Below are 13,097 nucleotides of genomic sequence, written 5' to 3' on the forward strand. Positions count from 1 at the left end.
GGCCAGATGGATTTCGGCAAGGCCAGCGGCATCGTCAAAGGGCTGCTGCAGTAAGGCGCTTTAAGGGCAACCGCCAGGTGTGGACTTGCCCTAAGACGCGGTTTTTGGCGGCTCCAGCGCGCGGCGCAGGGCCGGGGCTTCCTGCTCGACATGATCCCATAGCCGGTTGGCCACCGGCCCGTGCGGGCGGTCACGGCGGCGCGCCACCACCAGTTCGTCGGTGCGGCCTGGCATGTGGCGGCCGGCAATGGACAGAAGGCGTCCGTCGGATAGTTCGTCCTCGATCAGGAAGCGGGGCAGGTGGCCCCAGCCAAGGCCTTGCAGGATGATCTCCTTCTTCATGCCCTGGTCAGGCACCAGGCATTGCGGCGCGCCTTCTACCATGAAGTAGTCCTGCCGAGGCGAATGGCGGGCGGTGTCGCGCATGACGCATTGGGTGAGCGCCCGCATCCGGTCCAGCGTGATCGGCTGCGTGAGCGCCTCGGGCAAAAAGCCCGGTGCTGCCACGGGAATGAACGGCACCTTGCACAGATCGATCCATTCCACCCGCGCGTCGCCCTTGTCGATCCAGTGCAGGATCAGGTCGGCCTCGTCATCGAAAAGCCGCTCACAAGGGCCGCCGACGGCTTCGAAATGCAGATGCAGGCGCGTGCCCGGACATCGGGCGAAGAACTGTCCGAGCATGCCCAGCACTTGCGGCCTTGGGCAGAGGTCGCCGATCACGACATGGATCTCGCTTTCCTCGCCCATCGAGAGCTGGGCGGCATGGACGCGCAGGCCTTCCAGTTCGCGCAACAGCGATTGCGCCCGGCGATGGAACGACAGCCCAGCCTCTGTCGGGCGCACGCGATAGCCGCTGCGATCCAGCAGAACGAGGTCGAGCTGCCGTTCGAGCTTGGCGACGGCGGCGAACACAGCCGGATGAGAGCGGTGCAGCAGGGCTGCCGCCGGCTGAAAACCGCCGGTGCGGATCACCGCATCGAAGCACTGCAGGTCGTGCAAGGTGAATTCAGCCATGTCAGTTTCTACTACAGAGATTGTCCTATCTTTGTAATATCACCAAAGGCTGGCCACAGCTACGCTCTGACTCATCCAACCTTCCAGGAGGAATTTTCATCATGAGTGAGCTGAACTTCGCGACTGTCGGCGACGGCACGCGCATCGCTTACCGCTTCGATGGCGATGCCACAAAGCCGGTTCTGGTGCTGTCGAACTCCATCGGCACCACGCTGCAGATGTGGGACGGGCAGGTCGGCGAACTGTCCAGGCATTTTCGGGTTCTGCGCTACGATTTTCGCGGCCATGGCGGGTCAAGCACCCCGGTGGGCGCCTATTCGCTGGACCGGCTTGGCCGCGACGTGATCGAGCTGCTCGACGAACTCGGCGTTGGGCGGGTGCATTTCCTCGGACTATCGCTCGGCGGCTTCGTCGGGCAGTGGCTCGGCATCCATGCGCCGGAGCGGGTCAACCGGCTGATCCTGAGCAACACCTCGTCGCATCTTGGCCCGGCAAGCCATTTCGACGAGCGGATTGCCGTTGTCCGGCAGGCGCCGGACATGGCGGAAACCGCCGAAATGTTCCTCAACAACTGGTTCCCGGCGCGGATGGTGGCTGCCAACGAACCGGTCATCGCGGCGTTTCGCACGATGCTGCTCGCTATCAACCGGCAAGGCCTGGCCAGCCTGTTCGCCGCCGTTCGGGATGCCGATCTTCGTCGCACGGTGACGCTGATCAACCGGCCGACGTTGGTGATCGCCGGCGAGCATGACACGGTGACGGCGGCCAGCCACAGCGAACTGATCGCTGCGGCCGTGCCCGGCGCGAAGCTGGTTGTGCTGCCCGCGGTTCACCTGTCGAACGTGGAGTATCCGGCGGAGTTCATGGAGGCCGTGCTTGGCTTTCTGCGCTGACCGAGAGGCTGCTCCCGTGGGGTCTGCCGTCTCGCGACGTAGAGCGGGCCTCACGGCCCCTTGCACATCGGCACCGGCTGCGGCGGCGGTGCCGGGTGGTCCTGCTTGTATTGAGCGATGATCGGCTCGAGGGTTTTGCGCGGCCAGAATTTCGGCGCGCCGATTTCCTTCAGGCAGGATGCGTTCCAATAGGGCGTTTGGCCCGATGGCGAATGGCTTTTTGCCGCCTGCGCGACGGCGGCGATATCACGCGATTCCGGATAGATGTAGAGCGTCGTCGGATTGTCCTTCACCATGGCGATGATCTGCTGCGCATCCGTTGGCGACCAGCTGGTGCAGCCATTGCTGCGGCCGCCGGCATAGTCGACCAGTTGGCCGAACGGCACCAGGCCGTCATGGTCGGCGTAGGAGCTGTTGGGGTTTTTGCGCATGCACATGCCGCGCAGCACCTGCGCCGCATGGCCGCCGATCACCCGCTGCCTGGCATTGGCGGCTTCGCCTTCGCCGTCGAACTGGATGAAGGTGCGCTGGAAAGCCACATCCTGTTTCGCGCCGGTCCGATAAAAACCCTTGAAGGATGTTTTCGCCTCGCTAGTCATATAAGCGCCGCCGGCGGTCAGTTCGGAATCCATGGCATTGCCGAAGTTCTTGGAGCACCGCCTGCCGTTCGAGAAATCGGCCGTGCCTTTCAGGTTCCTGCCGCCGCCGTGACCCGACGAGATGGCGCGAAACGATTGGCTGGCCTCGCAGACGACGTAGTATCGGCGCCCGAGAACGCCGTTGCCCATGTCGCCGGGGCGCGTCGCGTCCATGGCAAAATAACAGGGGTTGGTGACCGCGCCTTGCGCCACCTTTTTCAGGTAGAGCGCCCGCGCCCGCTCCAGCACCACGGTTGAGATCTGGCCGTCGCTGTCGCCGACATGGGCCTGTAGCCAGGCCGGGATGGCCGAGGGCGCGGCAATGGACCGGGCCGTCGCGGTCAGGGCAATGACGATGGCGAGAAGGCTGAGGGTGACGACGACACCCAAGGGGAAAAATCTCAACCGCACCGGTTCAAGTCTCCTGCCGAAGCCATGCGAATCGTTGCGGTGTTATCTCCGCAACCCATGATAAAATGTCTCGCGGCAATCGGCGAAACACATCTTGTTTAACGTGCCCGCAAGTCCGCACGAAGAACCGGGCCGGCGCGCGCACCGCCCATAGACCGGGATGCTGGTCCAAGGCTTACGACCGATGTCTCCACCGACATGCCCGATTTTCGACCCGCAAGGGTTGAGCTATGATGTGATTCTGGCGTGGCCCACGCCTCCTCCCTCCAATGGGAAAGCATCAGTTCATGCGGGGCGCTCTCATCACCGAGCCGACTGTTCGAGCGCAAGGCATAAGGAGGGGTTGCGAAAACGGCTCGCACCAGGAGGTTTTGCCATGAAACTATCCGCGCCCGTCTACCATCTGAAACGTCAGGCCAGGCTGTTGTCGCGCAAGGCAGGAATTCCGCTCCACCAGGCGCTTGATCGTGTTGCCGCGCAGCAAGGTTTTACCAGCTGGAGTTTGCTTGCGGCCAAGCTGTCCGAGGCAGCGCCTGCCGGACGGTTGTTTGCGCAGCTGACATCGGGCGATCTGGTCCTGGTCGGCGCGCGACCCGGCCACGGCAAGACGCTGATGAGCCTCGAACTCGCGGTCGAGGCCATGAAATGTGGCCATCGCAGCGTGTTCTTCACGCTCGAATATACGCAACGCGAAGTGCTGGAGCGGTGTCGCGCCATCGGCATGGAGCCGGCCCAGTTCGACCGGCTGTTCGAGTTCGACACGTCCGATGACATCAGCGCCGACTACATCGTCAGGATCTTGCGGTCGGCGCCGCGTGGTACGCTGGCCGTCATCGACTATCTGCAATTGCTCGACCAAAGACGTGAGAACCCCGGCCTGATGGAGCAGGTCCGCACCTTGAAGGCTTTCGCGCGCGACAGCGGCGTCATACTGGTTTTCATCTCGCAGATCGACCGGTCCTACGATCCCGAGACCAAGCCGGTCCCCGATATGGGCGACATCAGGTTGCCCAACCCGCTCGATCTATCGCTGTTCGACAAGACCTGCTTCCTGAACAAGGGCGAGATCCGCTTTCAGGCGGCTTGAGCCCCCGGATGGCCACGGCTATGCCTGCTGCCAGGGAGAATGGATCATGATCGAGATCGTCAGACCAGCGCTTGAGCATCTGCCGTCCTACAAGGCCGCGCTCGAGCGCGGCTGGTCGCCGGACAATGTCCGGCTCCAGGAGGCGACGCGCGAGCAGTTGGCGGCGATAGAGCGGGATCCGGTGGCCTTCCTGGCCAGCCTGGACGATCCCGAGGCCAGGGCCGGCCCGATCACCTTGCCCGACGGCACGCAAGCGGCGCGCCTGCCGGGCTTCCGCCGCTGGATCTGGGATGGCGAGGCCTCGGGCTCTATCGGCTTGCGCTGGCAAAAGGGCACGGCGGAACTGCCCTCGCACGTGCTTGGCCATATCGGCTATGCGGTGGTGCCATGGAAGCGGCGGCGCGGCTATGCCACCGAGGCCTTGCGGCTGATGCTGGACGAGGCGAGGGCGGTCGGCCTGCCCTATGTCGAGATCACCGCAAAGCCTGGCAATCCGGTCTCGCACAAGGTGATCCTGGCCAATGGCGGCAGGCTGGTCGAACGCTTCTTCGAGGACGCCGCCTATGGCGGGGTGGAGAGTTTGCGGTTCCGGATCGAGCTGTAGATCGCTTTGAAGCGCGTGGCGTTGCAACGGATTGATGCGAGCGCTTCAGGTCTTTGTCTTTATGAGTGTCGTCCCCCCAAGCCGAGGTCAGTTTTGGGCGACACGCCTTAGCCTTGCTGATCGCGCAGCCAGTCGGCCAGCGATGCGCGATGCTTGCCGGCCCTACCGGTGAAGGCCTCGGCCGACAGCATGGAGTTCAACACCGCCTCGTGCGTGGCCTCCGCCGCGGCGCGAAAAAGCATGTCGATGCGCGCCTCATTGAGCGCGAGCAGGGGCACCAGATCGCGGCTTTCATCGTGGTCGACCAGATTGCCGGTGCTGAAGGCAATGGCGATGTCACCACTGCCATGGCCCCAGAACGAGCCGAGCCTGGCGATGCCGGCTCCGGCGCGGCGCGCCACTCTTTCAAGCTGGCGGTGTTCGAGCGGCACATCCGTTGCCAGCACGATCATGACCGAGCCGCGCTCGTCGCCGGCCGCTTGTCCGGGGTGCGGCCGGCGCCCATCGGGCAGAACGAGGTCTCCCGGCCTGCCGAAATTCGACAGAACGAGAACGCCGAGGTGATGGTCGCCGCCGAGCGCGATTCTTCTGGACGCCGACCCGATGCCGCCCTTGAAGCCGAAGCAAGTCATTCCCGTTCCGGCGCCGACATTGCCTTGTTCGAACTCGCCCTCATGCGCGTTCGCCAGCGCGGCGAGGGCGTGTTCCTCTGATATCGCCAGGGCCTGGATGTCGTTCAGCGGACCGTCATTGCATTCGCCGACGACCGGATTGACGGTTCCGGTGGTGCGGCCGATATCCGGGTTCTGGCGGATGGCGTCGCGGATCAGCGCCGTTGCGCACGTGCCGACCGAGAGCGTGTTGGTCAGGAGAACAGGCGTTTCGATGGTGCCAAGCTCCTGTACCTGCGCCAGGCCGGAGGTCTTGCCGAAGCCGTTGATGACATGGCTTGCCGCCGTCACCTTCTTGCGAAACAGATTTCCGCCATGCGGCAGGATCGCGGTCACGCCGGTGTTGATGTCGCCGTTGCGCAGCGTGCAGTGGCCGACGCGTATAGCGGGCACATCGGTGATCGCATTGCGCGCGCCCGCCGGCAAGGTGCCGCAGCACAAGCCGAAATCAACCACCGTGCTCGTCATGTCTGCTCCTGGTCTCACGAACGGCACGCGCCCAAGCCGAAGCCCGCGCCGGACCGGATTTTCGTTATCAGACGTGCTCGTCCGCACACAGCGCGTGGTCGGACAGCGCACGGATGACGTAGCAGTCGCCGACCGTCTTGCCGTCACAGCAGGAGGCGATGCGTTCCAGCTCGGTTTCCAGCCGCTTCAGCTGGGCGATCTTTTCGCGCACGGAAATCAGCTGCTCCTGCGCGATCTTGTCGGCATGGCCGCAGGGTTGCTCGGGATGACCGCTGAGATCGATCAGGGCGCGGATGTCCTCGACGGCAAAGCCGAGATCGCGGGCGTGGCGGATGAAGGCCAGCCGCTCCAGCTCCTGCCTGGAGTAGCGGCGCTGGTTGCCTTCCGAGCGCTCGGGCGCCGCGACCAGTCCCATCTGCTCATAGTAGCGGATGGTCGGCACCTTGACCCCGGTGCGGCGGGAGAGATCACCGATCGAAAACATGCATTTTGCCTCTTGAAGCTCTAGTGACTAGAGCAATTACAATGCCTGACATCAAGGTTCAAGACCCGTGCGGCGGCACGTCACGCGGGTAAAAAGCAGACGGGTGATGGAATGACTTCTCCTTTAAGGCAGACACGGTTCAAGATCGGCGGCATGGACTGCGCCTCCTGCGCGGCCAAGATCGATACCGCGGTGCGCCGCCTCGACGGTATCGCGGATGTCTCGGTTTCAGTGACCGGCGCCAGCATGACGGTCAGCCATGGCGGGCCGCTCAATGACGACCGGGTGCTGCGGCAGGTGGCGCGGCTCGGCTACGGCATCGTCAAGGCGGAGGCCGGGATCGATGGGCCGGCGGCCACGGCGCATGACCATGCCGATCATGACCACGAAGGCCATGACCATCGCGGCGGCCGACAAATCGCCAAAGGGGCGGCAGGGTCGTCCCATCCGCACAGCCACGTCGAACCGGGGCAACCGTGGTGGCGTACCCGCCGTGCGGCGCTGACGCTGGCTTGTGCCGCAGCGGTGCTCGCCGCCTATGGCATCGGCCATCTGTTGCCCTCGGCCGAGCGCTGGGTTTTCATGGCCGCCTTGCTGGTCGGTCTCGTGCCGATCGCGCGGCGCGCGCTGATGGCGGCCCTGGCCGGAACGCCGTTCTCGATCGAGATGCTGATGACCATCGCCGCTGCTGGTGCGGTGATGATCAATGCAACGGAAGAAGCGGCCGCCGTGGTGGTGCTGTTCCTGATCGGCGAGCTTCTGGAAGGTGTCGCAGCCCGCCGGGCGCGGGCCAGCATCCAGGGCCTGGCCGATCTGGTGCCGAAGACGGCGCTGGTCGAGCGGGGCGGCAGCACGGTAGAAGTTCCCGCCGAACAGCTTGGCGTGGGCGACGTCATCGTGGTGCGGCCGGGCGACCGCATCCCGGCCGACGGCGAGATTGTGGAAGGCTCGAGTGACATCGACGAGGCGCCGGTGACCGGCGAAAGCACGCCGAAGCGCAAGGGTGTCGCGGACACCGTCTTCGCAGGCACGATCAACAGCGACGGCGTGCTGAAAGTGCGGGTGACGGCGGCGGCTTCCGACAACACCATCGCCCGCGTCGTGCGGCTGGTGGAGGAGGCGCAGGAGGCCAAGGCGCCGACCGAGCGCTTCATCGACCGATTCTCGCGCACCTACACGCCGGGCGTGCTGGCGGTCGGCGCGCTGGTGGCCGTGCTGCCGCCGCTCGTCGCCGGCGGCGACTGGAACGAATGGATCTACAAGGGCCTGGCGATCCTTTTGATCGGCTGCCCCTGCGCGCTGGTCATCTCGACGCCCGCCGCGATCGCAGCGGGGCTTGCGACCGGCGCACGGCGTGGCCTGCTGATGAAGGGCGGCGCGGTGCTGGAAGGCTTTCGCCGGATCACGGCGGTGGCCTTCGACAAGACCGGCACGCTGACCGCGGGCAAGCCCGTCGTTACCGACATCGTTGCCTATGGCCGCGATGAGCGCGGCGTGCTGGCGCTGGCAGCGGCGCTCGAACAAGGCTCCAGCCATCCGCTGGCGGTGGCGATCCTGGACAGGGCCAAGGCCGCCAAGGCGCCGGTGCCGCCGGCGCTGGCCGCCAGGGCGATCTCCGGCAAGGGTGTCGAGGGCAGCGTCGGCGGCGTGGCCGCCTTCCTTGGTTCCGGCCCGGCGGCGGGCGAACGCGTTGCGATGACCGAAGCACAGCGGCTTGCCATCGACAGCCTCAACGGCCAGGGCAAGACCGTATCGGTGCTGGTCGCCGATGGCGTGGTGGCCGGGCTGATCGCCATGCGTGACGAGCCACGACCAGATGCGGCGGCCGGCATTGCTGCGCTCAAGGCAGAGGGCATCCGCGCGGTGATGCTAACCGGCGACAATCGGCGTACGGCGCAAGCCATCGCCGCTTCGCTCGGCATCGAGGCTCGGGCGGAATTGTTACCGCAGGACAAGCAGCGCATCGTCGGCGAATTGCAGAGCGAAGGGCTGAAGGTGGCCAAGGTCGGTGACGGCATCAACGATGCGCCGGCGCTCGCCGCCGCCGACATCGGCATTGCCATGGGCGGCGGCACCGACGTGGCGCTGGAGACGGCGGACGCGGCGATCCTGCATGGCCGCGTCCGGGACGTTGCCAGCATGGTGCGCCTGTCGCGGGCGGTGATGGCCAATATCGGCCAGAACATCACCGTGGCGCTGGGGCTGAAGGCGGTGTTCCTGGTCACCACCATTTCAGGCATCACCGGCCTGTGGCCGGCGATCCTGGCAGACACCGGCGCCACCGTGCTGGTCACCGCCAACGCCATGCGCCTGTTGCGCTGGCGCGGGTGAGGGCCGCGGCCGACGCCGTTCGACCGACGCTCCGTCACGGGTCGATGTCCATGGTGGGTGCCGCGTCCTTCCGTTCTCCAGTTCCGCAAGCCTGCCCTCGAGCGGGCTGCGGATCGAGGCGTGGGCGGCGGCGCCGAAGGTCAATCGTCGAGATCGCCTTGGAGGTCGCTGGCGCACTTCTGTAGAATATGGAGTTGATGGCCGAGGCAGCCGCCGGCGATACGGGGATCGCCTACATTTCGGACAAATCCGCCAGGCCTTTACCTCGACCGGGGAACGCTTGTCCGTGTGCTGGACGTCGGTGCCTGCCCATTCCCGGCCTGTTCCTCTACTCTGCAGGCCAGCGGCTGGTGCCGCCGGCGCGGCGCGCCTTCATCGACGTGCTGAAGGGACGAAGAGGCGAGGTCGCTACTCGGCCGGTGCCGTCAGCGGCGGCGTGGCGTTGCTGCGCCCTTCCCACACCTGGGAGATGACAGCCACCACCATGGCGACCAGCATGGCGGCCGCGCCCACCGCCGGCAGGCTGCGATAGCCGTAGCCAGCATTGAGCATGGCGGCTCCCAATGACGCTGCCAGCGCGATGCCGACATTGAAGCCGGACGGGATCAGCGATGAGGCGAGGTTGGAGGCATCCGCCGTCCAGGCCAGGATGCGGGTCTGGATTGGCGTGCCGATGGCGAAGTTGAGGCCGCCCCAGATGACAATCGCCACGATCATCGGCAGGGGATAGGGGCTGACGGCATAGATGACGCCAAGCGTCACTGCCTGCAATGCGAGCATGGTGATCAGCGAGGGCATCAGCTTCCAGTCCGACACCTTGCCGCCGACGAAGACGCCAAGCGTGGCGCCGACGCCGTTGAGCAGCAGTACCCAGGGCACCAGGTCCTCGTCGAGCCCGGTGACTTCAAGCAAGGTTGGCGTGATGTAGGTGAACAGGCAGAACTGGCCGAGCATCAGCATGAGCATGAGGATCAGCGAGGTCCAGACCTGCTGGCGCGCCAGCACGCGGACCTCACGCGCCAGGCCGGCGGGCTTGGCCTGATATCCGGCGGTGCGCGGCAGAAGTGCAGTCATCGCGAGCGCTGCCGCCACGCCAAGCGCGCACATCACCCAGAAGGTGGCGCGCCAGCCCCAGATGTTGCCGATGGCGGTGCCCGCCGGCACACCAATGACGTTGGAGACGGTGAGGCCGGACAGGATGACCGCCACTGCCATGCCGCGTTTGTCCTCGGGAACCAGCCCGACCGCGACCACCATGGCGACGCCGAAATAGGCGCCGTGCGCGACGGCGACGGCGATGCGCAGCAGCAGCATCGAGGTGAAGTCGGGCGCCAGTGCACAGGCCGCCTGGCCGACGATGAAGACGATGGCGAGGCCGAGCAGCAAGGTCTTGCGCGGCAGGGATTTGGTGGCGAGCGTCAACAGCGGGCCGCCGATGGCGATGCCGCAGGCATAGCCGGAGACGAGGTAGCCGGCGGATGGAACCGAAACGCCGAGCCCTACCGCCACCTGCGGCAGCACGCCGGCAATGACGAATTCGGTGGTGCCGAAAGCAAAAGCGGCAATGAACAGGGCAATGAGTGGAAGCGACATGGGAAAGCCTTGGCTGCAACGGCCTCAAACCACGAATGGAAGCCAGGGGCAATCCAGAAATTCTTGGTGCCGCTTTAGCTTTTCTTGACTGCTCCCCTTGCCGCTGGCGCGCAATCGGCCATGCAATGCAAGCCCGCTAGACCGGGGTCCTGCGCCCGAATGGGATCTTCAGCCATGCACGCTCATGAAAATAGTAGAGCAGCGACTTGGTGAAGACCTCCGTTACGCCGATGGCGGCTGCCAGCTTGATGCTGCCAGTCACCACAAGCGAGATGATGATCGTGTCGATGGTGCCGGTCATGCGCCAGGAAAGTGCCTTGGCGAAACTGCGCGAATGGGTATCCATCGATTTCCTCCCGGGGGCATCGGATGCTTAGCCGACGAGTGGCAGGGTGAGCAAAGACTAATTTTGCTGTTCGAGCCGGGACGGCGCAAGCTTGTTCCCAATTTGATGCCGCCGTGGCAAATCCCTTCTCGCTAGCTGGCCTTCAGTCGTGATCCTGTGAGAAGGCCGCGCTCTTCGAGCACCGGATAGGCCATTGAGGCCAACAGTGAATTGATCTGCTTCAGGTCGCGGATGGTGTCGAGATGGATCGAGCTGGTCTCGACGCTTTTGGCGGTGCCTTCGCGCAGCCGCAGGAAATGGCTGGCGCTGGTTTCCTTCTCGCGCTCGCGCAGCTGGTCCTTCTCCAGCACCAGCTGACGCGCCGTTTCGGGGTCGCGCGAGACCAGCACGTTGAAGGCAAGCCTTGCATTGGCCAGCACCGAGCCGTGGAAGGCGCACAATTCGCTCCAGCCCTCGTCGGTGAACTCCAGCCCGCGATCGACCTTCTTCTTCACGTGTACCAGCATGTTGCGCACGATGATGTCGCCGACCTGCTCGAGCTTGACGCAGGCGCCGATCAGTTCCTGGCAGCGCAGCGCCTCGTCCTCGGTCAGCGGGTTCTTGGTGACCTTGGCCAGGTAGAGTTTGATCGCTGCGTGCTTGCGGTCGACGCGGTCGTCGAGGGCGGCCAGCGCCTTGATCTTGTCGGCGTCGGCACTCTCATAGAGCTCAATGATGCGCTTGAGCATGATCTCGACTGTCTCGCAGACCCGCACCACCTCGCGCGTGGCATTGGCCAGAGCCTGGCTCGGCACATCCAGCGCGCTTTCGTTGAGCGCGGACAATTCGACGACGTCGAGCGAGGCGGCCGGCGCCGCCTTGGTGCCGAGCGCGACGATCTTTTCCGAAGCGCGGTAGACGAAACCGGCCAGCGGCAACCCCGCCAGCAGGATGATCACGTTGAACAGGATGTGGGCGTTGACGATCTGGTCGGCGGCCGTCGCGCCGAGGAAGCCGACATGCGGCCGGAAGATCATGAACAGGACCAGCATGACCAGCGAGCCAAGCCCGCGCATCAGCAGATTGCCGATCGGCACGACGCGCACGGCTGGCCCCGCTGACCGGGTCAGCATCGGCGCGATGATGGAAGAGCCGAGATTGACGCCGAGGATGAGGACGACGCCGAGCTCCGGGCTGATCAGGCCGCGGCCGGCGAGCGTCGCCATCAAAAGCACCGCGGCGATGCTCGACTGGAACAGCCAGGTGATCAGCGCCGCCAAGAGATAGGCGGTGATGGAATCGCTGGAGAAATAGTTGATGATGACCGGCATCAGCTGGCTGTTGCGCAGCGGCTCCGACGCCTGGCCGATCATCTCCAGCGACAGGATCAAGAGGCCGATGCCGACCAGGATGCGGCCGGTCTGGCGCCAGTCGCGCCGCTCGGTGGCCATGAACATCACCGTGCCGGTGATCAGGCAGAGCGGCACCAGCAGCGTAAGGTCGAAGGTCAGCAGCTTGACCACGAGCGCCGAGCCGATCTCGGCGCCGCGCACGGCCAACTGGCCGGCGGCGCCCGAGACGATACCGGAACCGGCGAAGGAGCCGACCAAAAGCGTCACCGCCGTCGAGCTCTGCAGGGCGATGGCAAGGCCGGTGCCGGCCAGCACCGCCATGACCGGATTGCGCATGGTGGCGCGCAGCCTGTGGCGCAGCACGTCGCCATAGGCGCGTTCGACGCCGGTCTTCACCATTCGCGTGGCAAACAGCATCAACGCCACGGCGCCGGCGAGATGCAAAAGGACGACGGAACCGCTCATTTCGGCGCCTGCGTGCGGACAGGGCACGCAGTGCGGACGGCGCGGCGAAGAGGCGGAAAGGCAAGGGTTCGAATCATGGTCATGACACCGCGAATAATAGCCGGAATATTTTAGCCGGGTAATAAAACTTTGTCGATTTCAAGAGGCCGTCGCGGCGCGACAGGGCGTGTCGGGAAATGGATGGGGGCGCAAATGGTTGCACGGCCGCGCCTCGGCTGGTCTGGAACGCCTGCTTTTGCAGGGTGGCGGGCACCCGTCTTTGCGGACGATGTTCAAGTATCGGCAATAAGCAGAAGATTTCATTACATAATTGTAACGTCGGCGTTCAGTTTCAGTTCATCCTCCGGCCGCTATTCCTCGGCCATCGATAACCAAGGAGATTTCCCATGAAGCGCATCGTTCTTTCTGTCCTCGCTGTCTCGATGCTGGCCGCCACCTCACTTGCCGGCCAGGCCGCGCCGATGAACGCGACGGTCGTGCCGCAGTCGAATTACACCAAGGCCGACTGGCAGAAACCGGGCCGCCACAATGATGTGAGGAAGCGCGTCTTCAAGAAGAAGGTCGTCGTGAAGCGGAACCACTGGCGCAACGGCCAGAAATATTCCGGCTGGAGGCAGCACCAGCCGATCCGCGACTATGGCCGCTACGGCCTGCATCGCCCCGGCCGCGGTCAGGAATGGATCCGCGTCGGCAACGACTATGTGCTGGTCGGTATCCTCTCGGGCGTCGTCTTCGGCGCGCTCGCCGCGCAGTAAGCC

At 64.9% G+C, this 13,097-nt stretch carries 12 protein-coding genes; 5 read left to right on the plus strand and 7 right to left on the minus strand.

What is annotated here, in order from left to right:
* Positions 1–90: 90 nt before the first annotated feature.
* The gene (locus tag C1D09_RS06480; RefSeq protein WP_143973505.1) at positions 91–1,017 is read right to left on the minus strand and encodes a LysR family transcriptional regulator; all 927 of its coding nucleotides are present in this window, start codon (positions 1,015–1,017) and stop codon (positions 91–93) included.
* A gap of 101 nt (positions 1,018–1,118) precedes the next feature.
* On the opposite strand from C1D09_RS06480, the gene C1D09_RS06485 reads away from it, so the two are divergent.
* On the plus strand, positions 1,119–1,910 hold the full coding sequence (locus C1D09_RS06485; RefSeq protein ID WP_143973506.1) for an alpha/beta fold hydrolase: 792 nt from the start codon (positions 1,119–1,121) through the stop codon (positions 1,908–1,910).
* A gap of 50 nt (positions 1,911–1,960) precedes the next feature.
* Here C1D09_RS06485 and C1D09_RS06490 read toward each other — a convergent pair whose 3' ends face one another.
* Positions 1,961–2,959 (minus strand): hypothetical protein, encoded by a 999-nt coding sequence (locus C1D09_RS06490; RefSeq protein ID WP_143973507.1) that lies wholly within the window; start codon positions 2,957–2,959, stop codon positions 1,961–1,963.
* Positions 2,960–3,335: 376 nt separating this feature from the next.
* On the opposite strand from C1D09_RS06490, the gene C1D09_RS06495 reads away from it, so the two are divergent.
* Both C1D09_RS06495 and C1D09_RS06500 read left to right on the plus strand, forming a co-directional pair.
* Positions 3,336–4,046, plus strand: coding sequence for a DNA helicase (locus tag C1D09_RS06495; RefSeq protein ID WP_143973508.1), 711 nt, complete (start codon positions 3,336–3,338; stop codon positions 4,044–4,046).
* Between the two features lie 46 nt (positions 4,047–4,092).
* Entirely contained in the window at positions 4,093–4,650 is a 558-nt protein-coding gene (locus C1D09_RS06500) for a GNAT family N-acetyltransferase (RefSeq protein WP_143973509.1), read from the plus strand.
* Positions 4,651–4,757: 107 nt separating this feature from the next.
* Here C1D09_RS06500 and C1D09_RS06505 read toward each other — a convergent pair whose 3' ends face one another.
* Positions 4,758–5,789, minus strand: a complete 1,032-nt coding sequence (locus C1D09_RS06505; protein ID WP_143973510.1) for a DmpA family aminopeptidase — start codon at positions 5,787–5,789, stop codon at positions 4,758–4,760.
* Between the two features lie 67 nt (positions 5,790–5,856).
* A complete protein-coding gene (locus tag C1D09_RS06510; RefSeq protein ID WP_143973511.1) occupies positions 5,857–6,273 on the minus strand; it encodes a MerR family transcriptional regulator in 417 nt (138 codons plus the stop codon).
* Positions 6,274–6,384: 111 nt separating this feature from the next.
* Between C1D09_RS06510 and C1D09_RS06515 the strand changes: the two genes are divergently transcribed.
* Positions 6,385–8,604, plus strand: coding sequence for a heavy metal translocating P-type ATPase (locus C1D09_RS06515; RefSeq protein ID WP_143973512.1), 2,220 nt, complete (start codon positions 6,385–6,387; stop codon positions 8,602–8,604).
* A gap of 408 nt (positions 8,605–9,012) precedes the next feature.
* Here the strand turns inward: C1D09_RS06515 and C1D09_RS06520 are convergent, their stop codons facing one another.
* The 3 genes from C1D09_RS06520 to C1D09_RS06530 form a co-directional block, all read right to left on the minus strand.
* Positions 9,013–10,197 (minus strand): MFS transporter, encoded by a 1,185-nt coding sequence (locus C1D09_RS06520; protein ID WP_143973513.1) that lies wholly within the window; start codon positions 10,195–10,197, stop codon positions 9,013–9,015.
* Between the two features lie 136 nt (positions 10,198–10,333).
* Complete coding sequence (locus C1D09_RS06525; RefSeq protein ID WP_143973514.1) at positions 10,334–10,543, minus strand: DUF2061 domain-containing protein; 210 nt, start codon at positions 10,541–10,543, stop codon at positions 10,334–10,336.
* Between the two features lie 131 nt (positions 10,544–10,674).
* Positions 10,675–12,339, minus strand: coding sequence for a Na/Pi cotransporter family protein (locus tag C1D09_RS06530; protein WP_143973515.1), 1,665 nt, complete (start codon positions 12,337–12,339; stop codon positions 10,675–10,677).
* Positions 12,340–12,725: 386 nt separating this feature from the next.
* Here C1D09_RS06530 and C1D09_RS06535 point away from each other — a divergent pair, with 386 nt between their 5' ends.
* Positions 12,726–13,094, plus strand: a complete 369-nt coding sequence (locus tag C1D09_RS06535) for an RcnB family protein (protein ID WP_143973516.1) — start codon at positions 12,726–12,728, stop codon at positions 13,092–13,094.
* The last annotated feature ends 3 nt before the right edge of the window (positions 13,095–13,097 follow it).

The organism is Mesorhizobium intechi, assembly GCF_002879535.1.
Lineage (GTDB): Bacteria > Pseudomonadota > Alphaproteobacteria > Rhizobiales > Rhizobiaceae > Mesorhizobium > Mesorhizobium intechi.